The organism is Variovorax sp. J22G73, assembly GCF_030317035.1.
GTDB lineage: Bacteria > Pseudomonadota > Gammaproteobacteria > Burkholderiales > Burkholderiaceae_C > Variovorax.
The window spans coordinates 210,943-235,971 of the sequence record NZ_JASZYK010000004.1; the positions used below are offsets into that span (position 1 = coordinate 210,943).

A 25,029-nucleotide genomic window follows, 5' to 3' on the forward strand; every position below is an offset into this window, starting at 1 on the left:
AAGCTGACATCAACAAGGCGAGTGATGTCACTTCGTGCGGCATCGTTGCGAGCGAGTGAATACGCGCGTTAGATCTCTAGCAGGCGGTCAAGTCCAGGAACAACGGAGGAACCCAAGACAACCATTCTCTTTTTGGGAAGATCCCCAGACTTCAAGGTCAGTCCCAACTTGGATGCATTGGGACCGAAATAGACCCCGCATCCCGCACCTTCTATCTGAATCGCACTAATTTCATCAATGAAAAGTGCCCCGGATTTAAAAAGAACCACCGGAGTGTCACGAGACACCGCTTTTGAATTCGTTTTTAACTCAAAGGCGCCCGCCGTTTTCCACAACGCGGTGACCACGCCCAGCCCAGCCGACTCAGCTGCAAAGTCTGCTCGCTTAATAATTAAATAAACGACAAACTCATAAAACTTTTTGCAAACTCGAATCAGCAGCTCCAACCGCACATTCAGCTCATTCGCCCCCCATATATTAGACGGCAATTCGTTGCCATGGGCAGCCTCATTTCTTCGCTCGACCAAATCCTTGAGCGCGTCTCCCACATTGATGCCTTCGCCCTCCAAGAATTCCGCAAATTCCTGATTGTCGGCTATCCAAGCGGAAAGCGTATCGGCAAAACCCAAGTTGGTCAGAAGGCCATCGATATGCGAGATATTGAGATTTGGCAGCGTCGCAAAAAACGGGCTCACCAGAAATTTCTTCGGGGCTGCTCCGCCATGAAGAGCCGCCAACGAGTGAGCAAGATCTGCCTTATCGACACCGGCAAATCGAGCTTCGCCGTGCCTTCTTAATATTTCAGCAACGCCGATCTCATAGGTTTCCTGGAATTTTTTATTCTCGAAGAATTTTATTCGATCATTTTGAAAGCACCATTCTATAAGCTGCTCAAAGGCTTCCAAAACAAAACGTTCAAAAGTTGCATACGCGCGTGTAATGGTTGCGCAATAGTCGAACGTTCGACCGTATGTAATGTCAATCTTTTCAAAACTCGGGCCATAGGACTCAAGACCATACGGCGTAATATGTTCGCGTGCACGGCGCCCATTTTCGACAATATGACGAATGCTTTCCAGCTGCGTTAGTGCAATTTTTAATTTAGAGGTCAGCATCAGAGGCGGCCAAGACTTTTTTGAAAATCTCACGCAGCCGGTCGATGCGAGCCAAGACATCCTTCTTAGTATTGCCGCGACCCACCAAAACTCCTTCCCCGTCCTCTTGAAAGTATTGCTTCGTCAGTTTGAGCAAATTGTCCCTCTGAACAATCAGTTCCGAACCATTTCCGAGCTGTTCCGACAATGCTACGAGGACTGCATCGGCGTATGCCTTCTGCTTGCGTGTACCCCAGTTCCACTTGCCTGAGGACTTATCCTGAACGTATGGCTTGAAGGCCAAGTCACCATAGATTTCAGCTGCAAGTTCTACAACCGCTTCGTACAGCCGCTCCAATTCTTCTATCTCATGCGAAGACAACGAGCGAGCTTTTTGCATGTAAAAATCCAAAAACTCTCGCATTCCACGGGAATAATGCTCTGCATGGCGCAGCGCAAAAAATCGCAGAATGACCTCAACATCTTCCATTTCCAAGTAGAACCCGCTATCGGCCAGATTAATTGGCACTTGGCGTTCTTCAATTTCCGAATATTTCGGCAAGCCCCAGACGCTTCGGTGCGAATCCAACCGCGACATCTTGATCAATGCATCATTGAAGTCGCCAGCAAATAATGCGTTTCGAATTTCTTGAGCACTAAGCTTCACACCTCCCGTATTGAGGCGCTCGAACACTAGCTGCTTTATTGAAAAAGCATCCTCCTCGTTTTCCGACGACTCGCTCAGCACGGTGACCCAAGAAATAGACCGGCGATCAATGCCTGCTCGTATTCTGTCGGGCAAGGTAGCATATGTTCGCCCGTTTAACTCAGGCCAGCGCTCCAGCCCCTCCAAGGTAAGTCGGCTATCGTAGAACGCTCTAATTGCAGTAATTCGCTGTTGCCCATCCATTACTTCATAGACGTTAGGCCGTGATTCGTAGACAAAGAGTGGCGGAATAGGAATATTAATCAGGAATGATTCAATTAACTGCGACTGCCGATCAGCGGTCCAGCGTTGCCGCCGCTGATAGAACGGCCGCGGATCCATGTAGTTTGGCCGCTTCAAGGATTCGTAAAAATTGACCAGCTTTTCTCGATTTGTTTCTGTGACGATGCGCTCTGCTTTGGCGTCGTACTTCGCTTCGATTTCTTCATCAGACGAAAGCAAGAGCCGACGACGCGGGGTTTTTATCCAAAAATCGTGCTCTGCAGGCAAGATATAGGGGTTACTCATTTTTGCTTTCCTGTAATGTTTTGCCAGATGCGTGCTGACGAAACGCGTCACGTTTCGCGGAGGAAATGCGCCTGTATGGCCCGAAGTTCCGGTCCTTACTAATAGTAGCTGTTGCTGGAAGACGCACACAAGCGCTTCTAGCCGAAGACTTGCACCTAGGGCAGATGCTCATTTGACAGGCGCTTTGATGATGCGCAATACCTGCCGCTCAGAAAGCTCATAGCGCCGTGACAGCAGCTTCACGCGCTCACCGGCCAGGTAGTCTCTAAAGATACGGCTGTTCCGATTGCCATGCCCCTCCCCGCGGCGCTTCGCGATGAACACGCGATCACCACCCCAGTCCGCCCGGATGTCGGCCTCTACCCCCTTCACAAGATCGGGCGTCAGTTCACCTTTTGCGGCGGCGAGTGCCTCCTGCACTCGGCCGAGGATGTCGAGAACGATGTCATTTTGGTTCGTGATGTTCACCATGATCTAGCGCGAAAGGATTGACGGGAGGGATGTTGAACGGTTCGGCGCGGCGGAGCCGGCTTTGTGGGCGCGACTGGTGCTGTCTCCGGTGTTCGCGATGCGGTGGGCGGTGGCGGTGCGCTCGTCGGCGCTGCGCCCGGCTCGGCGTCTGCCTGCACGAAGGACTGCTCGACCGATTGCGTTTCGCGTGGAACATCGGCCGGTGAAACCTCTTCGGTTTGTTCCACGCGAAACAGATCCCCATTCGGCGGCTGCACAATGGACTCCAAGCGCTGCCACATCTTCCCGGTGTAGAGGTGCAGGCCGAGCATGTGCGTGCAGAAGACGGCATAGACGGTGCAGTCCAACACTTCATTGCGCGCGCCAGGCGCCTTGATCCAGCGATAGGCCTCGCCACCGGCGATGCGCTGCGGCACACGCGCCTCGGCCGTCAACTGCGTGTAGAACTCGTGCGGCAAGTCCTTGCTGAAGTGCACGTAGCCGGCGCCCGGCTTCTCGACACACAGGCGGCCATACATCAAATCCTTTGCCGTGTCGGTGCCGACGTACCACAGGCGCACGCCCTTCTTGATGATCTTGCCGCCCCAGTTCACGTCCTGCACGGTGGCCTTGCTCTTCACCATCTTGCTGGGCTGCGGGTCGCCACGCACGGCGAACACGCGCTCGCGTTCGCGCTGGCGGCAGTAGTTGTAGGCCTGGTGCGTGAAGTGGCCGCCGGTGTCCACGGCCATGGCTTCAATCTTCATCGCCTGCCCGCTGGCGTGCTGAAAGATCGTTTGGCGGTAGGCATCGAGGTGCGCCCAATCGCGCTCATCGGCCGGGTTGGCATAGATGACGCTGTAATCGATGCACCACATTTCCTCGCCGCGGCCAACGGCCCAGGTCACGACCTCGAAGCGGTTGTCCTGCACGTCCACGCCAGTGACCAGAACGAGGCCGCCATACGGCACCGTGAAGCGGCGATAGACCTCGGCGCGACGGGAGAGTGCATGCTCATCGGCGCGCTCGACGACGGCCTCCCAATACTGCGCCAACGTTTCGTTGATGAAGCCTTCGAGCGGTGCGGTATCACCGGCCTTCGCCTTCGTCGTGGCTTCGAGGAACTCGCGCACGATGTCTGACCATGCGCGCTGGGGGCTGTAGCCGCTCCACATCTCGACGAAGGCCACATGCCGCGGCGCGCGGATGACGACGCCCTGCGCATCGGTCCAAACGTGCAGGTCATGGTCATAGCGATACCGGCCGCACTCGCTGACCCACATTGCGCCCGTGTCCCAGATGCGCAGGTAGTCGGCTTGCGTGATCGACTCATGGCAATGCGGGCAGACGTGGCGCACGGTGTCATGGTCGTAGCCGTCCCACTTGAAGCCGTGGCGCACCTTCTTCCCACCCCACAGCAGCGGGTGCTCGGCATCGCAATGCGGGCACACCACGTTGTATCGCATGCGCACGTCGGCGTTCTTCTCGCGGTACTCGATGTGGTCGAAGTCCTTGATACGCACGGTGCTGCCTGCGACCAGCTTCGGGAACGGCGCGCCTTCGAGGCGTCCGCGCGCGAGCGTGATCGGGTCCGAGGACTTCTCAATCTTGGCATCGAAGGCAGAGGCTTCGTCGAGGATCGCGACGGCCACCGTGATGCGGCGATAGGCTCGTGCTGCCTTGCCGCCGAGCAGGTGTAGGACCGACCCGAAGAAGCTCTTCAGCTTCATGGTGTCTTCCTTGCCCGGCACCGTCACGGCCTTGAGCGCGGTCACGTCGCGCAGCATGGGCTCGATTTCGGACTTCACGAAGCTGTCGCGGTCGTCGTCGGTCGGCATCCACAGCGCTTGCTTACGCCGGCGGTGCGCCGCGTTGTAGGCGATGAATGCGAGCAGCGTCTTCGTGTAGCCGACACGCTTCGCCTTGCGCACCGTCACCTCTTCGATGTCGTCATTGCTGAAGGCATCCATCCAGCCCTTCTGGAACGGGTAGGCCTTCCATTCGCCCTGTGTGTGGCTTGCCTCGGGCGACAGGTAGAAATTGTCTTCGGCCCAGGCGCTCAGCGGCTGGGGGCGTTCCATCTTCAGCGGCCCGAGGCCGGTCAAGGTCGCAGCGATGACGGCGCGCTGCGTTTCGCTCGGGGCCAGGCTCATGCTGACTCGCCCTCTTCCGGCTCGTCGTCTTCGGGCGGCGAGACCGCTTCTGACACGAGCCGAGCCGTCGCGCGCACCCACTGGTTGCGCGCATCGGCGATGGCAGACATGAGCTTGTCGCGTGCCGTGTCCGGCAGCTCTGGGCACACCTTGCGCAACAGGCCGGGCAGTTGCTCGAAGCGCTCCGACACGGACTGGCTCGCGGTCGCCAGCACCTCGGCCAAGAGCGAGATGGGCGCGTACTCGCCGCGGGCGACGGCGTTCTTTATCGCGATGCCGAGGCGCTGCTCGCGCGCCAGCGCCGCGCGCTCTTGCACAAGGTCGAGGCCGCCCAGCTCCGACGACGCACGCCCGGCCGCCATGTCGCGCATGCGCTCGCAGTAGGCAATCAGCCACTCGTGGCCGGACTCGCCGCGCGTCAGCACGCCCTCGGCCATGAGCTGGCTCACGCGCGCTTCGCTGACGCCAACCCATGCGCCAAACTCGGCCTGCGAAATCGCCTGCCTCATTGCTTCAACAGCCTTCACTTAACCCCCTTAGCAGTGCCGCCGAACAGTCCAAGTTCGGGGTTCGAATTACCCGTAACCACTGCTTCGGCGGAAGGACCCACGAATTTTTGAGACCGCACCATCGGGGTGCGTTGAGCGGGCCGCGGCGCCCGGGCAGGAGACAGGTCGAGCGCGCGCGTCATTCGCCCACCGCCTTGCGGATGCGGTATCGAATGCGACGCTCGATGTAGGCCTGCAGGTCTGCACGCTCGGCCACGCGCTCGCGGCTGATGCGCGCGTCATAGACACCAGCACGAACGAACATGAGCACAGGCCGCACAACACCGCCTTGTGTGCCCGTCGCAGCCCAAATGCCAGGCGCGAGGTGCTGTGTCGGGCCACTGCGAAGGCGACCGTATGCAACGAAGAAGCGCACGCCCTCGCGATCCTTGGTGCCCTTGTGCAGACGGGCCTTGCGCTTGTCCGTCATGTTGGCCCGGTAGCCCTGCTCGCCCATGGCTTGGAAGTACGACAGCAGGCGCACGAGGAAGCCACCGCGCACATTGCCCCGCCCGTCATCGCTGCCCGGGTAGGGAGCGGCGGGAATGGCCGTCTGATAGCCAGCAGGCAGGATGCCAATGCGGCGCAGTGCTGCCTCGCTGCGCTTGTCGCGCCTCGGGCCGCCGAACTCTTGGGCCTGCAGAATCTTTTGCGGGTCCACGCCCTTGCCACCGAAGTAGGTCGGCTCAATCTCCACGCTCAGCCGCTCGGGCGTGGCCTTGCGCACGTACACGCTCTTGAGGATGTAGGGCGTGGGCCGGTCGAACTGCTCGCGCATCTCGCGTTGCCACTCGCGCCGCGCACGAAAGCCAGCATCGTTCAGGCCATCGGCATAGGCTTGCTTGGCCTGCTGGCCCGACAGCTTGGCGAGCTGCGCCTGCACGCTGGCAAGACCGCTACCCTCGAATCCCACAGTCACGCGCATACGGTGCTCCCTGCCCCATCGACGGCCTGCCGCACCCGTGCGGTGAAGGCGAGGTAGCTCTCGCCGCGGCCCATCGAGAACGCCCCTTCGTCCCACGCCGCGAGGCCCAGTGCACGCGCCATCGCGTCGATGCCGCTGCGCGTCTCGTGCCATGCGCCGGCCGTCGCGCCAGGTGCACGAGCCACGTCGCGCCAACGCTCATTGCGCAGCCAGGTCGCGAACTCGGGCACGAACTCGCCATCGTCCTTCGTCCACCTCTTGCTAAGCCTTTGGGCCTCGATGGCCGCGCGCATGGTTCGCCGCTGCGCGGCGGTTGGCGCAAGCCGGCTGTATCGGCGTTCTGCCTTCGACCGGTTGTCCTGATTCGGGTAGATCGAGAAAAGCTCGTCGAACCCCGTCGCCCCCCCGCCGGGGGGTAGGGGGGTATGGTTATTGATGGTTCTTGAAGATTCGGGTGTCATAGCTGTGTCACCCCTCGCGTCACCGGTGACACCCCTCGCGTCACGGGTGACACCCCTCGACCCCACTTCATCGGGTGTCAATCTGTCACCCGTGTGGATAACTTCGGGTGTTTTGAGGGGTGTCAATCTGTCACCCGTGCCGGTTTCGGTCGCGTTTTCGTCGGGTGTCAAATTGACACCCGTGGTTGCGGGGAGCGTTTCGCCCGCCACCCACGCCGCAGACACGCGGTACTCGTTGGTGAGGCCGCGCCTGCCCGTTGCCGCACGCACCTGCTCAAGCCAGCCGGAAGCCACCATCTTGGCAATCTGGCGCTGCACCGTGCGGCGGCTTTGCCGCGTCTTGCGCGCCAGCTCATCGACCGATGGCCATATGCTGGTGCCGTCGTCGCGTGCGTGATCGACCATCGCCAGGGCGAGCAGCATCTCGCTGCCACCCTCGGGGTAGCGGTCGAACACCATCGTCATCAGCTTGATGCTCATGCGCCCGCTCGGCCCCCTGCGATCCACGCTGAACTGATGTGGTAGGCCGTGAAGCCGCCGCGCCCTGCCCCGCTCTCCACGCGCACCAGCCATCCCGCCGCGAGCATCCGCGCGAGCTGGCGCTGCACGGTGCTGCGGCTCTGACCCGTCTTCCTGCACAGGGCAGCGACGGACGACCGAATCTGCGACCCGTCGTCGCGCGCGTAGTGAGCCATCGCGAGCGCCAACAAGCGCTCACCGGGGCCACCCGGGTAGCGGTCGAACACCATCGTCAACAGCTTCACGCTCATGGCTTCGGTTCCTCCCGCATCAGGCCGCGCAGCACGCCCAGGCAATGGCCCACATGCGCATTGACCTCGGCGGCCATGTGCTCGGCCTTGCGCATCTGGTTGCGCGTCACGCCGCCCTCGCGTCGCAGCAACGCCTCGCCCATCGCCTGCACGAAGTCGGCATAGGCCACCTGCATGCGCACGAGCGTATCGAGCGGGTCGCCTTCGGAGTAAACCGGAGTCGCGCGGCCGCAGGTATGGCCTAGCTCGCCGGCCATCGCATGGAGGATGGCGAAATTGCGGCTCTGCCACTGCATCTCGATGGCGTCGCGCAGCGTCAGGTGGTGCGTGGTGTTCTGCAGGTTCACCTTGTGGGTCAACGTGTTGGGGTTGTGGCCCATCCGCTTGGCGAGGGCCGCAATGCCGCCTTCGTACCCGTGCGCCGTGTCGTAGGCCGCCGCAGCGGCATCGTGGCCGCGCAGCTTGTCGGGCACGGGCTCATCGACGCCATAGCCGTGCGCTTCATCAATTGAGATATTCGTTCTCATGCAGACCTCAGAAAAAACAAGCCAATGCCTCGCGAAAGCGAGTCCTGCTCCGACGCTGGCGGAGCGCATCGACGCCATCGAGCAATTCCTGCAGCAGCTCGTGCAACTGCTGGAGGTCGAACCAAACTTGAGCCGCGAGAACGTGGCGGCGTGGATGGAGGTGATGACGGCAAGCGCAGGCGCCCAAGGGCTGCAGGCGTTGCGTCAACGCGCCGCGCTGGAACGACTGTGCGAGCGCGTGCTTTCGCCCGCCGTAGACGTGCTACGGCCGGCGAGCGGATGGCTTTCGTAGGGCGCGCGAATGCACGCGGGCGATTAGCCATGCGCATCCGTTCCACGCAGGACACCCCACGGGACATCTCGCCGCAGGCGCTCGCACCGCACGCCGGTCTCCCGCTCGATGCCAGGGCAGTAGTCCGCCGGCACCTTTTTGCGCTGGCGCCACATATACGGCCCGTTGTGCGACGCGCCCACGCGCTCCGCTAGGCGTCGTTCTCCGCCGGCAATATCCACGGCTTCATTCAACGCAATGATTCCCTCAGGCAAAGGTTCCATGCTCGATTCCTTTTGTCACATTCGTGATTATGCAACTCACACCAACGTGACGCAAGATCGAGCTCCAATCACAAACGTGAATACCATTGGCGAACGAATCAAATACTCCCGGCAACAGCGCGGACTGACGCAGCAACAGCTCGCAGTGGCGGCCGGCGTGTCCACTAGCACCATCGGCAACCTCGAATCCGGCCTGCGCGACAAGCCGCGCGAGCTGAATGCGATTGCGCGCGCGCTGCGGGCTTCGAGCACTTGGCTCGAAACTGGGCGAGGCATATGGGACAACGACGTAAACGTTGAGTCCGGCCCCGACATTCGCGGCCTCGTGCCGCTGATCTCTTGGGTACGTGCGGGCAATTGGGATGATGCAAACGATCCATTCCTGCCAGGCGAGGCCGAGACTTGGCTCGGGTGCCCCACGCCGCACAGCAGCAGCACCTATGTGCTGCGAGTGAAAGGCGACAGCATGACCGCGCCACACGGCAACACGCGGACCTACCCCGAGGGGTGTCTGATCTTTGTTGACCCCGAAAAGCGCTCCCCGATGAACGGCGACCGCATCGTCGCGAAGCTTGAAGGCGAAAACGAAGTGACGTTCAAGGTCTACAAAAACGAAGATGGCCGCCAATGGTTGCAGCCTTTGAACCCCGCGCATGAGCCGATTCGCCAGCCCTTCCGGGCGCTCGGCACCGTGATCGGCAAATGGGAAGACGGCTGATCGACACATGACCTCCCACGCGCCCAAAAATCACGAAAAGGATAATTTGTCACGTTCGTGTTGACACGTTAAATCACATTCGTGAGAATCCATCCATCCCAACTCGGAGATGGACATGGACCTCACTGCACGCAAACAACCCTCGCGAGCGGCACACCGCCCCGCTCTCGCGCCCGCCGCAAAGGCTGACGGTCACCGCCGCTACCGCTGCAGCTACACGCCGCGCGACGCCCTCGGCCACCTGAACCCCTCGGACACGGGCGCGGCGCCGTCCGTGCAGTTCTGCGCCGCAAATGCCGAGCAGGCGCTCGACCTCGCGCAGAAGGTCACCGGCTGCCCGGTGATCGAAGCCACCCGCATCGAGGGCTGATGCCGTGGCACGCGCACAAATCAATCACGCTTCCGACAGCCGCGCCGCCACGCGCCATGCGGCCACCAGCTCGGCGCGCGTAGACATCTGGGTCCGCACCATCCGGGGCCGCCGCCAGGCGTTCTACCGCTGCAGCGCCGCCGGCGTGGCGAACTGGCAGGCCATGGGCGTGCCGCTCGCCAACAAGGCACTGAAGCTCGGCAGCATCAGCTTGCCGGGCCTCGTGGACGCGACCGTTGCGCCTTACAACGAGGACGTGCCGGCGCACCCGGCTGCAGCCGGATTCGCCGAGCAAGCACGCAAGCTCAACAGCGAAATCGACGCCCTCAACCTGTCTGCCGGGAGCGCTGCATGACGACGCGCCCCCGCCTCATTAAAGAGTGGCAATCGCACCTCAAGATTGAAGGGCGTGAGCCTCGCACGCTGCAGGAACTGGCCCTCGCCAAAGCCGGCTACGACTACCACTGCAGGCTCGCGGAAATCAAGGCCATCAGCGCTAAGCTGGCGATGCTCGACGAGCTCGTGCCCGCCCTCGCCGCCCGCGGCATCTCCTTCGCTCACCGCGACTTCACGACGTACAACGGCGGCAAGACGCTGCGCATGCATCCCTGCGCGCTCACACGCGACAACGCGCTGCATGACGCATTGGTCGCGCTCGGCTTCCGTGAAGTCGAGCGCCGCGACTGGGGCCGCGGCGAGGCGATGGTGACCCTGAAGCTCGGCCGCTCGCTGGTGCTGGAAATCGACGTGAAGAAGGCCGAAGCACCTGCAGCGGCGCCGAGCGCGGAGGTCGCCCCAGCATGAGCACCGCAAAGGCCGACAGCACGACCAAGCTCACCGAGAGCCATCAAGCGCTCACGAGAAGCGCCCTGCTCGTATCCGGCAACCTCGCCGAGACATGCGGGACGCTGGCGCTCGCAAGAGCGCGCGCGCAGCTCGGGCTTGCGATCACGAACTACGAGCGCGCAGGCTGCGGCTCGTGCGTCACGCAACCGCTGCGCGACGCCATCGCGAGCATCGAAGCGTCGTTCAACTCGGCGCAGTGCGGGGAGTGATGCTTTGCTATTCCGCTGCCCTGAATGCCGCACGCGCCGTCGTGACTATGGGCTGTTCACTCAGCACCTGCGCGCGACCGGCCACCGGCTTTGCAGGTGCGGCGGCTACCACTACGAGCACCGCCCGGGCTCGCCACTGTGCGAGCACAACCCAATGAGCGCGGCGCTGCTCGCGAGCCGATACGGCGCTTCAGAAGAGGAAGTGCTCGACATCGCGCTCGAAATCGTCTTGACCACCCCGGGCCGCGCCGTCGCGGCCTGCCCCTTCTGAAAGGCCGGCCATGCGCTCGACCTCGTTCCAAGAAACCGGCGTTGGCCTCATGAGGACATCGCCTGTCGCGCCGTCCCCGCGCGTCCTCGCGACCGCCGCCGCAGTGGCGGTCTTCATCGTCCTGCCCATCGTGCTCGCCGCGATGTGCGTCTACGGCTGGAGCGTTCCATGATCGTGATTACCTCCCCACGCCCGCGTCGGCCGAAGCAGCCGCAGCATACCGGCCCGGTCGGCGGCCTCGCCGATGGCCGCTTTCAATACACGCCGGCCGTCGCCACGGACATCCGCAAGACCTTCAAGCGCATCCGCGCCGAGATGCAGCGGGGTCCGCAGCAATGACGACGACCACCATGGGCCTCTTCTTCGTGGGCAAGGACCACCCCACGCGGCCCGCCATCAGCGAGCACAGGAACGACGCTGGCGCCTTCGTCCTGAAGATGCGCGTCGTCGACAACCAAGGCCCCCGTGCGGTCGAGGTCTACGTCGTGCGCTGGATCGGCCCCGAGGCCGAGGCGTGGCGCGCCCAGCACCGCGGCCTGAAGGCTGGCGACGCCCTGCGCCTGGTGCTCACGAACCCGCGCTCGATGCCAGGCGCTCACGCCCCCGAAATCCACGCCGCCATCACCTCGTGCGAGTTGCTGCCCGCACGCGCCCCCGCGCCGGCGCGCGCCGCCGCCTAGCCACCCATTCACCAGAGACTCCATGAACTTTCCCATCGTGTCGCTCGACAAGATCGAGCGCGAAGCGAAGAAGGCGGCCGAGGCCGGCCACTCGCTCAACTTCGCATGCAGCTACCCGTTCGACGAACGCTCGGGCCAGCACTTCAAGAAGGTGTTCAACGACCACCGCGCCGCCCTGCTCGTCCGCAGGCTGCAGCAGCAATCGGAGGGCGCGCAATGACGTGGATGCTCACTGCCAGCGGCGCCGAGTACCACCTCGTCGGCCCCACCGCCTACGGCGCATGCGGTCGCCCCGTGAACATCAACGACGTGGCGCACCACCTCGCCATCGTCGCCCAGTTCAACGGCGCCACGTCGCGGCCCTACAGCGTGGCCGAGCACAGCCTGCTGAGCTGCGACATCGCCGAGCGCGCCGGCGCCTCGGTGTTCGTGCAGGTGGCAGCGTTGCTGCACGACGCGCATGAGGCATATACCAATGACCTCATCAGCCCGGCTAAGCAGGCCGTGAACAGTTACAGCATGGCCTTCGGCATCGGCGCATGGCATGCATTCGAAGCCGAGCATGCGAAGGGCGTGCGCGAGCACTTCAAGCTTCTGTCAGTGTTCGCTGGGCATCGCGAGTTTTTGCGCTCCATCGACCTGCAGGCGCTAGCCACGGCACGCCGCGACCTGACCTCCTACGACCCATCACGGCACATGCCGTGGCCCGTGCTTAGCGATAACACACTGCAGCCCGTCGCGCCCGCGGACTGGGTACGGCTCAATACGCATGAGCGTGAATCAGCGACCTGGAAAGACTGGCGAGAGCAGTTTCGACAACGATTCCTTGACTTGCAGCGTAAGGGAGCTCTCGGCTAACACGCTGCATTGCCATTGCGGGAATGGTCACCCAATTTCAATACGTCCCATCAACACCAACAGGAACTACCGAATGAACGAAAAGCTCCTTGTGCCGGCAGTAGAGGCCGCAAAAATGCTTTCGATTGGCCGCTCAACGTTCTGGAACAAAGTGAAGCTGAAGCAGCTTCCACAACCAGTAAAGATTGCAGGCGTCACGCGATGGAGGATCTCTGACTTGCAAAGCTTTGTTCGCAGCTGCGGGGCTGATGCTCAGCAGTGAGCTACCCGCTCATACGTAGCTAACGCCAACGAGGGAAATCCCGCGGTATGTATGACGTCGGTCACAAATATTGCGCGAAGGCTCGACACTTGAGCCACCCCCATGCCATGATGCCGCCGAACGCTTCTAAACGTAACGAAGCGACTAGCAGGCGGATTGTGTCAATGAAGCTCAAATACGAAGAAAAGATTGCCGCTTTTCAACCTTGCCCCAGTAAGACGATGCCTATTGAGGATGAGTTGATTGCATATCGCTTTTCCCAAAATCCTATCGAGTCGGCAGAAAATTTCCTGCCTATAGCAGTAAAAGACATCAGCCGAATTACAGGAAAAAACCGCGGATATTGCTGTTCAGCCTACGGACTGAGCATGTTTACCACCATTGAAAAGCTAGAGGAAAAATATCAGGCCCTTAGGGAATTCAATCCCTTCATCCATGAATCACTAGGCTCTTTTTGGGTCTCCGTAAAAATCGACCCTCTGAGTGGGTCGATTACTCCACCGGACAAATACGGACACTTCAATCTGCACGAAGCAACGGATTTTAGCGGCCCGAACGTAATCACCGGCGCCGGAGTTATCACGTGATTAAGTTTGAAGGCCAGAAAGTTTCTGCCTTTGTGTTTGACGGGCACGAGCATGTCTGCGATCTAATTGAGGCAGACGGACCGCTGCTCTCTTTATATACGGATTTGAGGGATAACTGGCTTTATCTCTGGTGCGACACAGACCGGGTTAAGGTAAATCGATGGATGCTTATTAAAGCCCCTCGAACTAGTTTGGTGGAATTTTTTAGCCAAAGAATCAGTCTTCGAGCATTAATTGAAAATTCGCCTTCAGTGATAATGCTGGACGAAACAGCCGTTCGAAGCGAGAAGGTTGATGACCTGGGAATTCCTCAAGAACCTACCATTTCTCTTAAACGAAGATTCATAAAACTGGACGACCCCACCGACGTTCAAGCTTACTGGCCCTCTGACAGATCCTTCTTCAATCCAGAACTCGCAGAAGGCATTGACATACGTCAGGAATTCGCGCCGTCGAAGCATCTAATTCCTGTCGATGGGCGATGGTATTTCAAGGACTTGGATAGCTTTTCACGGACTTACGCCAAGCTGTACGCCTTCTTGTACTCTACGAAACCGCAATTTATCAACAGCATGAGCGCGCGACTTTATTCGCTGCTGCGCGCCCCATGGACAGGCGGATACAGTCGCGTCAATCTTTTTAGCAGTCTACGTCGCGGCTTGCCAGCATTGCATGATCTTCAGATCGACAGCTTCAGCTACGCCTCGCCTGGGGCGATTGAAGTAGAAGCCTTACCGTCGATTTGCGAGGATGTTTCAAGAATAATTCTTTCATCAAAAGGTCGATGGCCTCGCTTAGCGGTGTATGACAAAATCATAAACACTATTATCGGTAAGCATAAGCTTCGAAAAGTCGATCTATCAACGGTTCCCAATGAGCAGCTTCCATTTGCTCAGGAGGAGGCGCAAGCTTTAGAGAACTCCTGCACCGAAATTTGTACTCTTCTCGGAGTTGAAGATCGAATAGATGCGCTGCGCGACGCCGCCCCAAATTTGATTGTCTACGCAAAAGCAGTACAAGCGTTACTGGGACAGGTCCAGAAGCTGAATGCATTTCAAGAGCAAGGTTTGTTGAATCTTGGAAAGTCTCAAGATCAAGCTGAAGCCGACATTCGAGATTCGGCCGCTCGCAACATCGTTCAATAACGTCGACCTGCAAGAGTGGCTGGAATGCGATTAGCGCCACATAGTCTTTTCAAATACGAGTCAATCCGTTTGAACGCAGGCATCCAGCCAATCCGACCACCACTGCATTAAATCCCGCCTCTGACTCAAATATTCTGCGCGGTTGTACGCTGCTCGCACAGCATTCGTCTCCTTGTGCGCGAGCTGTCGCTCGATCACATCATGAGCGAATCCAGACCGCTCATTTAGGACGGTCGAAGCCAAGGCACGGAACCCGTGTGCGGTCATCCGGCCACGGTATCCCAATCGATACAGCGCAAATAGGAATGTGTTCTCGGAAAGAGGATGTCCGGGATGAATTGGCGAATCGAGCACGAGCGCACCATCTCCGCTCATCTCGCGCAGCGTAGCAAGGATGGACCGCGCCTGGCGCGACAGAGGCACCACATGCGGAACGCGCATCTTCATGCGTTCCTCGGGCACCACCCAAACGGCACCGTTTTCCTTCAGCTCGCCCCACAGCATGCCCCGCAGCTCTCCGACCCGAACGAACGTGTGCGCGAGCAGTTTTAGGCCGAGCTGCGTCACCGAGTCGTCGTAGCCATCAATAGCCCGCATCAGTTCTCCCGCTTCTTCAGGCGAAATGCTTGCCATCGGCTTTTTAGTCTTGCGCGCAGCAAGCACTCGAGTGAGCCCTGCCGCACCATGTTGCTCTATCAGCCCAGTGTCCTGAGCAAAGTCAAAGACCGCTGAGATGCGACTCGCCACGCGATGCCCCGTCTCAATCTTCCCGCCGGCTTGTGCTTCACGTACCACCTTTACAAGCTCTGACCTTGGGATGGCGTCAATAGCCAACTTACCGAGAGCTGGGAGCGCATAACGCTCCAACGTGTTCGCGACTTGAATTTGATGTTTGCCGTTCGAAAGGGTCGGCAGCTTCGCCTTCAGCCAATCGCGCATGACCACTTCGAACGTCGGAGCCATCTTCAGAGCCGGCGCCTCTTCACGGCCGGCCATATGCGTCTTCCGCGCGTCTGCCAGGCTCACCCCCGGGTACAGGCCGTAAGTCCTCGTCTTCTGCTTTCCGCCTGCGGTGTAGTTGGCTCGCCAGCTCTTTGCACCCTTGGGCGACACATAGAGGTAGAGGCCGTGGGCATCCGCCAACTTGTACGCCCTCTCGCGCGGCTTCGCCGCATCAACAGCTTTAACGGTGAGTGTCATGGTATCGGCAGAAAATACCATGACTGATGCCATGTTCGGAACCCGGCTGGCACCAACTCCCATCGGACCTTTCAAGACTCGAAAGGACGAACTCTCCAATAGAAAAGTCCCGTCGCAGAGGCTGCGCGGGACTTTCAAAAACTGCGAGAGACTGATCCTGGCGGAGAGTGTGAGATTCGAACTCACGGACGCTTTCACGTCGGCAGTTTTCAAGACTGCTGGTTTAAACCACTCACCCAACTCTCCGGAGCCGGCGATTCTAAGCCGCCGGCGTCGCCCCTCCGACGCACTCAGTCGCCCTCGGGTAGGAACAGCGTCTGCAGGTCGCTCAAAAAGTCCAGCCCGCGCTCGGTCGGCCATACGCGGAACAGGTCGCGCGCCACCAGCCCCTTGCGCTCGGCTTCTTCCAGGCCGCGCTGTATCGACGTCATCGCCAGCCCGGTGCGCTCGCTGAACTGTGGAAGCGTGAAGCCCTGCTTCAGGCGCAACGCGTTGAGCATGAACTCGAACGGCAGGTCCGCCAGCGCCACCTCGTCGCTCTGCGACACCGCGGCGCCCGCGCGCGCGTTCTCCATGTACAGCCGCGGCTCGCGATAGCGCACCTGCCGCACGATGCGGTGCGCAAAGCTCAGCTTGCTGTGGGCGCCGGCGCCAATGCCCAGGTAGTCGCCGAACTGCCAGTAGTTCAGGTTGTGCTGGCACACGTGGCCGTCCCGCGCATAGGCCGAGACCTCGTAGCGCGACATGCCCTGCGCCCCGGTGCGCTCGGTGATGCGGTCGAGCATGGCGTAGGCGATGTCGTCCTCGGGCAGGGTCGGCGGAAACTTGGCGAACCAGGTGTTGGGCTCGATGGTCAGGTGGTAGATGGAGAGATGCGGCGGCGCCAGCGCCAGCGCCTGGCTCAGGTCGGCGTCCAGGTCTTCCATGGTCTGGCCCGGCAGCGCGTACATCAGGTCGAGGTTGAAGGTGTCGAACGCCTGCGCGGCCTCTTCGAGCGCGGCGATGGCCTGCGCGCGGTCGTGCACGCGGCCCAGGGCCTTCAGGTGCTCGTCGTTGAAGCTCTGCACGCCCACCGACAGGCGCGTGACGCCGGCGGCGCGGTAGGCGCGAAAGCGGTTGCGCTCGAAGGTGCCGGGGTTGGCCTCCAGCGTGATCTCGCAGTCGGGCGCCAGTTTGAGCCGCGCGCGCACGTCGCCCAGCAGGCGGTCGATGGCCTGCGGCGAGAACAGGCTGGGCGTGCCCCCGCCGATGAAGATGGTGTGCACGGTGCGGCCCCAGATGAGCGGCAGCGCCGCGTCCAGGTCGGCGACCAGCGCGTCGATGTACGCCGCCTCGGGCAGGCCGTCAATGTCGGCCTCGCTGGTGGCGCGCCATTCGTGCGAGTTGAAATCGCAGTACGGGCACTTGCGCAAGCACCACGGCAGGTGGATGTACAGCGACAGCGGCGGCAGCGCCGAGAGCTGCAGCGGGCCGGGCCGCATCCAGTGCAGCACGTCGTTGGCCTGCACGGCGTTGGCCTGGCCCGTGGACTGCGCCGGCTGGATCGGAAAGACGGTGGCCATCGGCGCCTCAGAACCAGCGCTCGCGCATCAGCGCGAGCATGGCCTGCGCGGCGCGGCCACGGTGGCTGTTGGCGTTTTTCACTTCGGGCGAGAGCTGGGCGAAGGTCTTGCCGAAGCTTGGCAGGTGCATGACGGGGTCGAAGCCGAAGCCGTTGTCGCCGATGGGCGCCGCCGCAATCTCGCCGACCACGCGGCCGACGGCAATCAGCGGCTCGGGGTCGTCGTGGCTGCGCAGCGCAACCAGCGTGCTGACGAGCGCGGCGCGGCGGTTGGCCACGCCGTCGAGTTGCTCCAGCAGCGCCTTCACGTTGTTGGCGTCGCCCTTGGCGTAGCCGAACTGCGTGGCGTAGTAGGCGGTGTCCACGCCCGGCAGGCCGCCGAAGGCGTCGACACACAGGCCGGCGTCGTCGGCCATGGCCGGCAGGCCGGTGGCGGCGCTGGCGTGGCGCGCCTTGGTGAGCGCGTTTTCCACGAAGGTGCGAAAGGGTTCTTCAGCCTCGCCCACGCCGAGTGCCGACTGCGGCACCAGCGTGACGGACAGCTCGGCAAACAGCTGCTGGAGTTCGGCAAGCTTGCCGGCGTTGTTGGAAGCAAGAACCAGTTTCATGAGTCAGGATGGCTGTGGCGTCCGTTCGACGGGCGCCAGTGGCTGTTGTCAGTCGGAGAGCAGTGCCTGCTGCTGCAGGGTCACGAGTTCGTTGATGCCCTTCTCGGCCAGGCCGAGCAAGGCGTTCATTTCGTCGCGCGTGAAGGCCACGCCTTCGGCCGTGCCTTGCACTTCGACGAAGTGGCCGGCGCCGGTCATGACGACGTTCATGTCGGTGTCGCAGGCCGAGTCTTCGGTGTATTCGAGGTCGAGCAGCGGCGTGCCACTGACGATGCCCACCGAAATGGCGGCCACGTGCCCCTTGATGGGCGAGGCCTTGAGCGCGCCGGAGGCCAGCAGCTTGTTGACGGCGTCCTGCGCGGCCACGAAGGCGCCGGTGATGGCCGCGGTGCGGGTGCCGCCGTCGGCCTGCAGCACGTCGCAGTCGAGGTGGATGGTGCGTTCGCCGAGCATGGCGAGGTCGAACACGGCGCGCATCGAGCGGCCGATGAGGCGCTGGATTTCCTGCGTGCGGCCGGTCTGCTTGCCCTTGGCGGCCTCGCGGCTGCTTCGGGTGTGGGTGGCGCGCGGCAGCATGCCGTATTCGGCCGTCACCCAGCCTTCGCCGCTGCCCTTCTTGTGCGGCGGCACCTTCTCTTCGACCGAGGCGGTGCACAGCACGCGCGTCTGGCCGAACTCGATGAGCACCGAGCCCTCGGCGTGGATGGTGAAACCGCGGGTGATGCGCACCGGGCGCAGCTGGTCGGCGGCACGGCCGCCGCTTCGTGTGAAAGCAGTCATTGTTTGAAAACCGGAAAAGGAGAGAAAAGGAAAAGGCCGCGCGCGCCGTGGCGTTCAGGTCTTGCGTGCGGCGGAGCGTCGAATGGCTTCGTTGATCTCGGCGATGGAGCGCTCGATGGCGTCTTCGTCGAGGTCGTCGGTCTCGCTGTCGGAGGGCATGCCGGCCTGGATGGTCGAGGCGAACACGCCGTCCTCGATGGTCTCGGTGGACACGCCGCTGCGGTCGTCGGCCGCGGCGGTGTCGGGCATTTCCCATTCGAGCGCGATGAGGGTGACGTTGTCGCTATGGGAGCCGCCCTTGCGCAGCGCCATCTCGGCCAGGTCGGGCGCGGCGTCGGACACGGGCTTGCCGGAGGACAGCGTGTGCACGATGAGTTCGTCGTCCAGCACGCCCCACACGCCGTCGGAGCACAGCATGAGGCGGTCGCCGCGCTGCAGCGCCATGGGCGCCGACACGTCGAACAGCGGCGTGGTCGGCGAGCCGAGGCAGGTCAGCAGCAGGTTGCGGTTGACGGGCGCGTCGGAGGCGTTGGGCTTGGGGCGCTCGGCGTGGGAGTGGTCGCGCGTGCGCACCAGCAGGCGGCCGTCGCGCACCACGTACAGGCGCGAGTCGCCGCAGTGCATCCAGGTGGCGGTGGAGTTCTGCAGCACGGCCGCGACCACGGTGGTGCGGGGGGTGTCGAGCATGGCCTTGTGGCTGGCGTACCGCATGATCTGCTGGTGCGCGGCCATGGCCGACTCGGCCAGGAAGGCCTTCACGTCCTTCACGGTCGGGCGCGCCTCGCGCTGGTAGAGCGCGGCAATGGTCTGCAGCGCGAGCTGCGCCGCCACTTCGCCCTCGGGGTGGCCGCCCATGCCGTCGGCCAGCACGAACAGCCCCGATTCCCGCGTGTAGCAATAGCCCATGCGGTCTTCGTTCTTGACACGACCGCCCTTGCGGCTGACCTGGAAGACGGAGAATTTCATGATGTCATGCGGGGCGCGTGGTGGGCGCTACGGCCTTGGGCAGGCTCTTCTTGTCGAAGGAGCGGATGTTGTCGATCGACAGGCGCACTTTCTCGCCCACCGTGAGCTTGGTGTAGCGGCGCTCGCCCTCGCGGCTGAGCTCCTTTTGCAGCGCGAAGACCGATTGCGGGCGCGACAGCGGATCGAGCGACATGCACCACTCGACCACCTCGATGAGGTTGTCGGAATACACGCCGCGCAGGCGCGACAGCGACAGGCTGAGCCGGTCTTTCTCGATGCGCCGCGGCGCGTCGTTGGGCGGATAGCCCTGCATGCAGGCATAGATGCAGGCGCCGATGGCGTAGATGTCGGTCCACGGGCCCATGGACGAATCGCGCCGGTACATCTCGGGGGCCGCGAAGCCGGGGGTGTACATCGGGCGGATGAAGATGCCTTCCTTACTGAGCACCTCGCGGGCGGCGCCGAAGTCGATCAGCACGGCGCGGTCGTCGTCGGTGACGAAAATGTTGGCCGGCTTGATGTCCAGGTGCAGCATCTTGTACTGGTGCACGATGCGCAGGCCGCGCAGGATCTCGTCGAACAGCGAGCGAATGGTCGACTCGCGGAACACCTTCTGCTTTTTCAGGTCGCGCGCGGTGACCACGAAATCCTGCAGGGTGGCCCCCTCCAGGTAGTTCATGACCATGTAGACGGTCTCGTTCTCGCGAAAGAAATTGAGCACGCTGACCACCGAGGCATGCGAGATCTGGGCGAGCGAGCGGCCTTCTTCGAAGAAGCTCTTCAGGCCGAGGCGGTAGAGCGACAGCTTCTCGGGCGGCACCTGGGGGTTGAGCTCGCCGGGCCCGCGGGTGGCCAGCGAGGACGGCAGGTATTCCTTGATGGCGACCTGCTGGCCGTTGGAGTCGATCGCGAGGTAGACAACGCCGAAACCGCCCGCCGAAAGGCGGCGGATCACGCGGTATCCGCCGATGACCGTATCGGGCGACAGGGGCGTAGGCTTGACCTTTGACATAATCCGGGAGTTTCGCCCGAAGGCGATGGTGCGGCAAGCGAACGCCGTGCCGACGCCTCGGTGCATGCAAGCAAAACCACAGTGAGGCGCAATGCCAGTTTACAGCATGACCGGCTACGCCAGCGGCCAGAACGGGTCCGCAGGCAGCCACTCCGAAGCCGATGCACGGCCTACCGCCGCAGGCCGGCTCGGGGTAGAAATCCGCTCGGTCAACAGCCGCTTTCTCGACCTGACCTTCAAGCTGCCGGAAGAACTCCGCCAGCATGAAACCGCCCTGCGCGAGCTGCTCACGGGCAAGCTCAAGCGCGGCAAGGTCGAGGTGCGCGCCGCCATCGAGAACACCGCCCAGGCGGGCGTCGTCGAGCCTTCCGTCAAGCTGCTCCAGCGGCTCAACGGCGTGCAGGACAGCGTCAAGGCCTGGCTGCCCGGCGCCCGGGAGCTGAGCGTGGCCGACGTGCTGCGCCTGGCCGGCGGCGACAGCGCCGCCCGCGGCGACTGGGGTGCCGACCTGCTCGAGGTCGCCGGCAAGGCGCTCGACGGCCTGATGTCGGCCCGCCAGCGCGAAGGCGCCCGGCTTGCCAAGATGCTCGACGCCCACCTGGGCCAGTTGCGCACCCTGGTGCTGCAGGCCGGCCCGCTGGTGCCCCAGCTGGTCGAACAGCAGCGCACCCGCTTCCTGGAACGCTGGCAGGAGGCCATGGGCCTGACCGCCGGCACCGGCGGCACCCTGCCCGAGGCCGCCCAGGACCGCGCGCTGACCGAGGCCACGGCCTTTGCCATCCGCATCGACGTGGCCGAGGAGCTCACCCGGCTGAATTCGCACCTCGACGAGATCGAGCGGCTGCTGAAAAAGGGTGGCGAGATCGGCAAGCGCCTGGACTTCCTGATCCAGGAACTGCACCGCGAGGCCAACACCCTGGGCTCGAAGTCGGCGGCGCTGGAACTCACGCGCATCGGCGTGGACATGAAGGTGCTGATCGAGCAGATGCGCGAGCAGGTGCAGAACATCGAATGACGAGCGAAAGAATGGACTACCCCGGCAATATCTTCGTGGTCGCGGCGCCCAGCGGCGCCGGCAAATCGAGCTTGGTGAAGGCGCTGATGGAGCTCGATTCGGCCGTCCAGCCCTCGGTGTCGCACACCACCCGGTCGCCGCGCGGCCAGGAAAAGCACGGCCGCGAGTACTTTTTTGCCTCGCCGTCGGAGTTCGACGCGCTGATTGCGGCGGACGGCTTCGTGGAATGGGCCCATGTGCACGGGCACCGCTACGGCACGTCGAAGCGCGCCGTCGAGGAGCGCATCGCCCAGGGCGCGGACGTGATCCTTGAAATCGACTTCCAGGGCGCGCTGCAGATCCGCAAGACCTTCGCCAACGCGGTGATGATCTTCATCCTGCCGCCCAGCTGGGAAGAACTGCGTTCGCGGCTCGAACGGCGCGGCGAAGACAGCGCCTCGGTCATCGAACTGCGCCTGAAGAACGCCGCCGAAGAGATGGCGCGGGCGGGGGAATTCGACTTCGTTATAATCAACGAGTTATTTGAGCGCGCGCTTTTCGATCTCAAGGCGATCGTCCACGCTCAGCGGCTCCGGTATTCCGCACAGCGCCGTGCGCGTGCCGACACATTCGCCGCACTGAACATCCCCTGATACCCGAGCCCTCGCTCACCGACAGAAAGATTCTCATCATGGCCCGCATCACCGTCGAAGATTGTCTCGTCAACATCCCGAACCGCTTCCAGCTCGTTCTGGCCGCGACCTACCGTGCGCGCATGCTGAGCCAAGGCCACGCACCGAAGATCGAGAGCAAGAACAAGCCCGCCGTCACCGCCCTGCGCGAAATCGCCGAAGGCAAGATCGGCCTCGAAATGCTCAAGAAGGTGCCGGGCTGATCTGACGCAGCCCTGCAACGAAAAGGCACCGCAAAGCGGTGCTTTTTTTATGCCCGGACGCGTCCATACAGCGGTCACGCTAAAGTGATAGACATGAGCGCGGTAGCCAAACATCAGTCCCAAGCCCCCAAAGGCCCGCCGAAACCGAGCCCGGCGGCGCTGAACGCAGCCGCCGCAAGCTTCGCCGCCTTGACGGCGCGCCTCGATTACCTGAGCCCCGAAGACACCGAACTGGTGCGGCGTGCCTACCGCTTCGCCGACGAGGCGCACCTGGGCCAGTTGCGCAACAGCGGCGAGCCCTACATCACCCATCCGATCGCGGTGGCGGCGCAATGCGCCGAGTGGAAGCTCGACGCGCAGGCGCTGATGGCTGCCTTGCTCCACGACGCCATCGAAGACTGCGGCGTCACCAAGCCCGAACTCATCGAACGCTTCGGTGCCCCGGTGGCGGAACTGGTCGATGGGCTCACCAAGCTCGACAAGCTGCAGTTCAACACCCGCGAAGAAAACCAGGCCGAGTCGTTCCGCAAGATGCTGCTTGCCATGGCGCGCGACGTGCGCGTCATCCTCGTCAAGCTGGCCGACCGCACGCACAACATGCGCACGCTGGCCGACGCGCCGCGAGAGAAGTGGGCCCGCATCTCGCGCGAAACGCTCGAGATCTATGCGCCCATCGCGCACCGCCTCGGACTGAACCAGACCTATCGCGAACTGCAGGAACTGTCGTTCCGGCACCTGAAGCCCTGGCGCTACGCCACGCTGTCGAAAGCGGTGGCCAAGGCGCGAGGTCGACGCCGCGACCTGATCCAGAAGGTGCAGAAAGAGGTCGAAACGGCCTTCTCCGCCGCCGGAATGACGCTGCGCATCGCCGGGCGTGAAAAGACGCTGTATTCCATCTACCGAAAGATGGAAGAAAAGCACCTGAGCTTCGCGCAGGTGACCGACATCTACGGCTTCCGGCTGATCGTGCCGAACGTCATCGCCTGCTATACCGGGCTGGGCATCCTGCACCAGATGTACAAGCCGCTGCCCGGCAAGTTCAAGGACCACATCGCGATCGCCAAGCTCAACGGCTACCAGTCGCTGCACACCACGCTGGTGGGTCCGGCTGGCGTGAGCGTGGAGTTCCAGCTGCGAACCGAGGCCATGCATGTGGTGGCCGAATCCGGCGTGGCGGCGCACTGGCTGTACAAGGCCGCCGAGCCCAACGCCGCGAGCAACGACCGCCTGGGCACCAAGTGGCTGCAGTCGCTGCTCGACATCCAGGACGAGACGCGCGACGCCGCCGAGTTCTGGGACCACGTCAAGGTCGACCTGTTTCCGGATGCGGTCTACGTGTTCACGCCGAAGAGCCAGATCATGGCGCTGCCACGCGGCGCCACGGTGGTCGACTTTGCGTACGCCATTCACAGCAACATCGGCGACCACACATCGGCCGCGCGCATCAACGGCGACCAGGTGCCGCTGCGCACCGAGCTCAAGAACGGCGACGTGGTCGAGGTGATCACCGCGCCGGTGTCCACGCCCAACCCGGCGTGGCTCGGGTTCGTGCGAACCGGGCGGGCACGCTCCAAGATCCGCCACTACCTGAAGACGCTGGCGCACGCGGAGTCGGAAGGCCTGGGCGAAAAGCTGCTGGCCCAGGCGCTGCGCGCCGAGGGGCTGAGCAAGCTGCCCGAGAACGACGAAGAGCACCAGCCGCTGTGGGAAAAGCTGCTGCGCTTCACCGGCAACCGGACCCGCGCCGAACTGCTGACCGACATTGGCCTGGGCAAGCGCATTGCCAGCATCGTCGCGAAACGGCTGGTGTCCATGCTCTCCGAACTGGGCGAGCGGCCCGACGCGCTGCTGCTGAGCCGCGAACGCTTCATCTCGCACGAGACGGTGTCGCAGGGCGCGGTCACGCTGGACGGCAGCGAGAACTCGTCCGTGCGCTTCGCGCTGTGCTGCCGCCCCATTCCCGGCGACCAGATCGTCGGCTATCTGGGGCACGGCGAAGGCCTGGTGGTGCACACCGAAGACTGCGGCGTTGGCCAGCGCCTGCGCCACAAGGACAGTGAACGCTTCTTCGCCGTCGAGTGGGCGGACGAACCCACGCGCGCTTTCGAAACCGGCGTGGTCATCACCGTGCGCAACGACAAGGGCGTGCTCGCGCGGGTCGCGGCCACGTTGGCCGATGCCGAAGCGGACATCACGCACGTGGAAATGGCCGACGAGACGCCGCAGGATTCGACCGACCTGCGCTTCGTGATCGCGGTGCGCGACCGGACGCATCTCGATGCGGTGCTGCGCGCCGCACGGCGGACCGCGTCTGTCCTGACCGCTTCGCGGACGGTTCCTGCTCCCTGAG

33 protein-coding genes, 1 tRNA gene and 1 pseudogene are annotated in these 25,029 nt (G+C 62.6%); 18 read left to right on the forward strand and 17 right to left on the reverse strand.

Features of this window, described 5'->3' with window-relative positions; genetic code table 11:
• Positions 1-68 precede the first annotated feature (68 nt).
• From QTI51_RS17375 to QTI51_RS17415, 9 genes and pseudogenes are all read right to left on the reverse strand, one after another.
• Positions 69-1,115 carry a HEPN domain-containing protein gene (locus tag QTI51_RS17375; RefSeq protein ID WP_286516090.1) on the reverse strand — a complete coding sequence of 349 codons (1,047 nt, stop codon included), beginning with the start codon at positions 1,113-1,115 and terminating at the stop codon, positions 69-71.
• Positions 1,102-2,328, reverse strand: a complete 1,227-nt coding sequence (locus tag QTI51_RS17380; protein WP_286516089.1) for a DUF262 domain-containing protein — start codon at positions 2,326-2,328, stop codon at positions 1,102-1,104. Before QTI51_RS17380 ends, QTI51_RS17375 begins: the two co-directional genes overlap by 14 nt.
• A gap of 168 nt (positions 2,329-2,496) precedes the next feature.
• Positions 2,497-2,793 (reverse strand): annotated as a pseudogene (locus QTI51_RS17385) (Mor transcription activator family protein); the annotation flags it as partial.
• Positions 2,793-4,931 carry a phage terminase large subunit family protein gene (locus QTI51_RS17390; protein ID WP_286516087.1) on the reverse strand — a complete coding sequence of 713 codons (2,139 nt, stop codon included), beginning with the start codon at positions 4,929-4,931 and terminating at the stop codon, positions 2,793-2,795. The pseudogene QTI51_RS17385 and the gene QTI51_RS17390, both read right to left, overlap by 1 nt.
• Positions 4,928-5,440 (reverse strand): hypothetical protein, encoded by a 513-nt coding sequence (locus QTI51_RS17395; protein ID WP_286516086.1) that lies wholly within the window; start codon positions 5,438-5,440, stop codon positions 4,928-4,930. Before QTI51_RS17395 ends, QTI51_RS17390 begins: the two co-directional genes overlap by 4 nt.
• A gap of 178 nt (positions 5,441-5,618) precedes the next feature.
• Positions 5,619-6,404: a hypothetical protein gene (locus tag QTI51_RS17400; RefSeq protein ID WP_286516085.1), complete on the reverse strand. Its 786-nt coding sequence runs from the start codon at positions 6,402-6,404 to the stop codon at positions 5,619-5,621.
• Positions 6,395-7,345 carry a helix-turn-helix domain-containing protein gene (locus QTI51_RS17405; protein ID WP_286516084.1) on the reverse strand — a complete coding sequence of 317 codons (951 nt, stop codon included), beginning with the start codon at positions 7,343-7,345 and terminating at the stop codon, positions 6,395-6,397. Before QTI51_RS17405 ends, QTI51_RS17400 begins: the two co-directional genes overlap by 10 nt.
• The gene (locus tag QTI51_RS17410; RefSeq protein ID WP_286516083.1) at positions 7,342-7,635 is read right to left on the reverse strand and encodes a MarR family transcriptional regulator; all 294 of its coding nucleotides are present in this window, start codon (positions 7,633-7,635) and stop codon (positions 7,342-7,344) included. The genes QTI51_RS17405 and QTI51_RS17410 overlap by 4 nt, the downstream gene beginning before the upstream one ends.
• Positions 7,632-8,108, reverse strand: coding sequence for a phage regulatory CII family protein (locus tag QTI51_RS17415; RefSeq protein ID WP_286516082.1), 477 nt, complete (start codon positions 8,106-8,108; stop codon positions 7,632-7,634). Before QTI51_RS17415 ends, QTI51_RS17410 begins: the two co-directional genes overlap by 4 nt.
• A gap of 52 nt (positions 8,109-8,160) precedes the next feature.
• Between QTI51_RS17415 and QTI51_RS17420 the strand changes: the two genes are divergently transcribed.
• Positions 8,161-8,454 (forward strand): hypothetical protein, encoded by a 294-nt coding sequence (locus QTI51_RS17420; protein WP_286516081.1) that lies wholly within the window; start codon positions 8,161-8,163, stop codon positions 8,452-8,454.
• 23 nt (positions 8,455-8,477) lie between these two features.
• Here the strand turns inward: QTI51_RS17420 and QTI51_RS17425 are convergent, their stop codons facing one another.
• On the reverse strand, positions 8,478-8,717 hold the full coding sequence (locus tag QTI51_RS17425; protein ID WP_286516080.1) for a YdaS family helix-turn-helix protein: 240 nt from the start codon (positions 8,715-8,717) through the stop codon (positions 8,478-8,480).
• On the opposite strand from QTI51_RS17425, the gene QTI51_RS17430 reads away from it, so the two are divergent.
• The 13 genes from QTI51_RS17430 to QTI51_RS17490 all read left to right on the forward strand — a co-directional run bounded on the left by QTI51_RS17430 (position 8,716) and on the right by QTI51_RS17490 (position 14,663).
• Positions 8,716-9,435 (forward strand): LexA family protein, encoded by a 720-nt coding sequence (locus tag QTI51_RS17430; protein WP_286516079.1) that lies wholly within the window; start codon positions 8,716-8,718, stop codon positions 9,433-9,435. The genes QTI51_RS17425 and QTI51_RS17430 overlap by 2 nt on opposite strands.
• 115 nt (positions 9,436-9,550) lie before the next feature.
• Positions 9,551-9,805, forward strand: coding sequence for a hypothetical protein (locus QTI51_RS17435; RefSeq protein ID WP_286516078.1), 255 nt, complete (start codon positions 9,551-9,553; stop codon positions 9,803-9,805).
• Positions 9,806-9,809: 4 nt separating this feature from the next.
• On the forward strand, positions 9,810-10,160 hold the full coding sequence (locus tag QTI51_RS17440; protein ID WP_286516077.1) for a hypothetical protein: 351 nt from the start codon (positions 9,810-9,812) through the stop codon (positions 10,158-10,160).
• Positions 10,157-10,609, forward strand: coding sequence for a zinc-binding metallopeptidase family protein (locus QTI51_RS17445; protein ID WP_286516076.1), 453 nt, complete (start codon positions 10,157-10,159; stop codon positions 10,607-10,609). Before QTI51_RS17440 ends, QTI51_RS17445 begins: the two co-directional genes overlap by 4 nt.
• Positions 10,606-10,860 (forward strand): hypothetical protein, encoded by a 255-nt coding sequence (locus QTI51_RS17450; RefSeq protein WP_286516075.1) that lies wholly within the window; start codon positions 10,606-10,608, stop codon positions 10,858-10,860. The genes QTI51_RS17445 and QTI51_RS17450 overlap by 4 nt, the downstream gene beginning before the upstream one ends.
• A 281-nt stretch (positions 10,861-11,141) precedes the next feature.
• Positions 11,142-11,303, forward strand: a complete 162-nt coding sequence (locus QTI51_RS17455; protein WP_286516074.1) for a hypothetical protein — start codon at positions 11,142-11,144, stop codon at positions 11,301-11,303.
• A complete protein-coding gene (locus QTI51_RS17460; RefSeq protein WP_286516073.1) occupies positions 11,300-11,470 on the forward strand; it encodes a hypothetical protein in 171 nt (56 codons plus the stop codon). The genes QTI51_RS17455 and QTI51_RS17460 overlap by 4 nt, the downstream gene beginning before the upstream one ends.
• Complete coding sequence (locus tag QTI51_RS17465; protein WP_286516072.1) at positions 11,467-11,811, forward strand: hypothetical protein; 345 nt, start codon at positions 11,467-11,469, stop codon at positions 11,809-11,811. The genes QTI51_RS17460 and QTI51_RS17465 overlap by 4 nt, the downstream gene beginning before the upstream one ends.
• A 22-nt stretch (positions 11,812-11,833) precedes the next feature.
• Positions 11,834-12,031: a hypothetical protein gene (locus QTI51_RS17470; protein WP_286516071.1), complete on the forward strand. Its 198-nt coding sequence runs from the start codon at positions 11,834-11,836 to the stop codon at positions 12,029-12,031.
• On the forward strand, positions 12,028-12,669 hold the full coding sequence (locus QTI51_RS17475) for an HD domain-containing protein (protein ID WP_286516070.1): 642 nt from the start codon (positions 12,028-12,030) through the stop codon (positions 12,667-12,669). The genes QTI51_RS17470 and QTI51_RS17475 overlap by 4 nt, the downstream gene beginning before the upstream one ends.
• Before the next feature lie 73 nt (positions 12,670-12,742).
• Positions 12,743-12,931 (forward strand): helix-turn-helix transcriptional regulator, encoded by a 189-nt coding sequence (locus tag QTI51_RS17480; RefSeq protein ID WP_286516069.1) that lies wholly within the window; start codon positions 12,743-12,745, stop codon positions 12,929-12,931.
• A gap of 164 nt (positions 12,932-13,095) precedes the next feature.
• Positions 13,096-13,518, forward strand: a complete 423-nt coding sequence (locus tag QTI51_RS17485; RefSeq protein ID WP_286547628.1) for a hypothetical protein — start codon at positions 13,096-13,098, stop codon at positions 13,516-13,518.
• On the forward strand, positions 13,515-14,663 hold the full coding sequence (locus QTI51_RS17490) for a hypothetical protein (protein WP_286516067.1): 1,149 nt from the start codon (positions 13,515-13,517) through the stop codon (positions 14,661-14,663). The genes QTI51_RS17485 and QTI51_RS17490 overlap by 4 nt, the downstream gene beginning before the upstream one ends.
• Positions 14,664-14,723: 60 nt before the next feature.
• Here the strand turns inward: QTI51_RS17490 and QTI51_RS17495 are convergent, their stop codons facing one another.
• The 7 genes from QTI51_RS17495 to QTI51_RS17525 form a co-directional block, all read right to left on the reverse strand.
• The gene (locus QTI51_RS17495) at positions 14,724-15,896 is read right to left on the reverse strand and encodes a tyrosine-type recombinase/integrase (protein WP_286516066.1); all 1,173 of its coding nucleotides are present in this window, start codon (positions 15,894-15,896) and stop codon (positions 14,724-14,726) included.
• 125 nt (positions 15,897-16,021) lie between these two features.
• Positions 16,022-16,109: transfer RNA gene (locus QTI51_RS17500), tRNA-Ser, on the reverse strand.
• A 44-nt stretch (positions 16,110-16,153) separates the two neighbouring features.
• Positions 16,154-17,425: a radical SAM family heme chaperone HemW gene (gene hemW / locus QTI51_RS17505; protein ID WP_207786680.1), complete on the reverse strand. Its 1,272-nt coding sequence runs from the start codon at positions 17,423-17,425 to the stop codon at positions 16,154-16,156.
• 7 nt (positions 17,426-17,432) lie between these two features.
• The gene (locus tag QTI51_RS17510; protein WP_116909286.1) at positions 17,433-18,032 is read right to left on the reverse strand and encodes a non-canonical purine NTP pyrophosphatase; all 600 of its coding nucleotides are present in this window, start codon (positions 18,030-18,032) and stop codon (positions 17,433-17,435) included.
• A gap of 48 nt (positions 18,033-18,080) precedes the next feature.
• Positions 18,081-18,812, reverse strand: a complete 732-nt coding sequence (gene rph / locus QTI51_RS17515) for a ribonuclease PH (protein WP_116909287.1) — start codon at positions 18,810-18,812, stop codon at positions 18,081-18,083.
• A 54-nt stretch (positions 18,813-18,866) separates the two neighbouring features.
• Positions 18,867-19,778, reverse strand: coding sequence for a PP2C family protein-serine/threonine phosphatase (locus QTI51_RS17520; RefSeq protein ID WP_116909288.1), 912 nt, complete (start codon positions 19,776-19,778; stop codon positions 18,867-18,869).
• 4 nt (positions 19,779-19,782) lie between these two features.
• Complete coding sequence (locus QTI51_RS17525; RefSeq protein ID WP_116909289.1) at positions 19,783-20,790, reverse strand: serine/threonine protein kinase; 1,008 nt, start codon at positions 20,788-20,790, stop codon at positions 19,783-19,785.
• Positions 20,791-20,881: 91 nt separating this feature from the next.
• Between QTI51_RS17525 and QTI51_RS17530 the strand changes: the two genes are divergently transcribed.
• From QTI51_RS17530 to QTI51_RS17545, 4 genes are all read left to right on the forward strand, one after another.
• Complete coding sequence (locus tag QTI51_RS17530; protein ID WP_116909290.1) at positions 20,882-21,805, forward strand: YicC/YloC family endoribonuclease; 924 nt, start codon at positions 20,882-20,884, stop codon at positions 21,803-21,805.
• A gap of 11 nt (positions 21,806-21,816) precedes the next feature.
• The gene (gmk, locus tag QTI51_RS17535; protein WP_116909291.1) at positions 21,817-22,437 is read left to right on the forward strand and encodes a guanylate kinase; all 621 of its coding nucleotides are present in this window, start codon (positions 21,817-21,819) and stop codon (positions 22,435-22,437) included.
• Positions 22,438-22,475: 38 nt separating this feature from the next.
• On the forward strand, positions 22,476-22,679 hold the full coding sequence (gene rpoZ / locus QTI51_RS17540) for a DNA-directed RNA polymerase subunit omega (RefSeq protein WP_007835875.1): 204 nt from the start codon (positions 22,476-22,478) through the stop codon (positions 22,677-22,679).
• Between the two features lie 93 nt (positions 22,680-22,772).
• Positions 22,773-25,028, forward strand: a complete 2,256-nt coding sequence (locus QTI51_RS17545; protein WP_116909633.1) for a RelA/SpoT family protein — start codon at positions 22,773-22,775, stop codon at positions 25,026-25,028.
• Position 25,029: the final 1 nt, after the last annotated feature.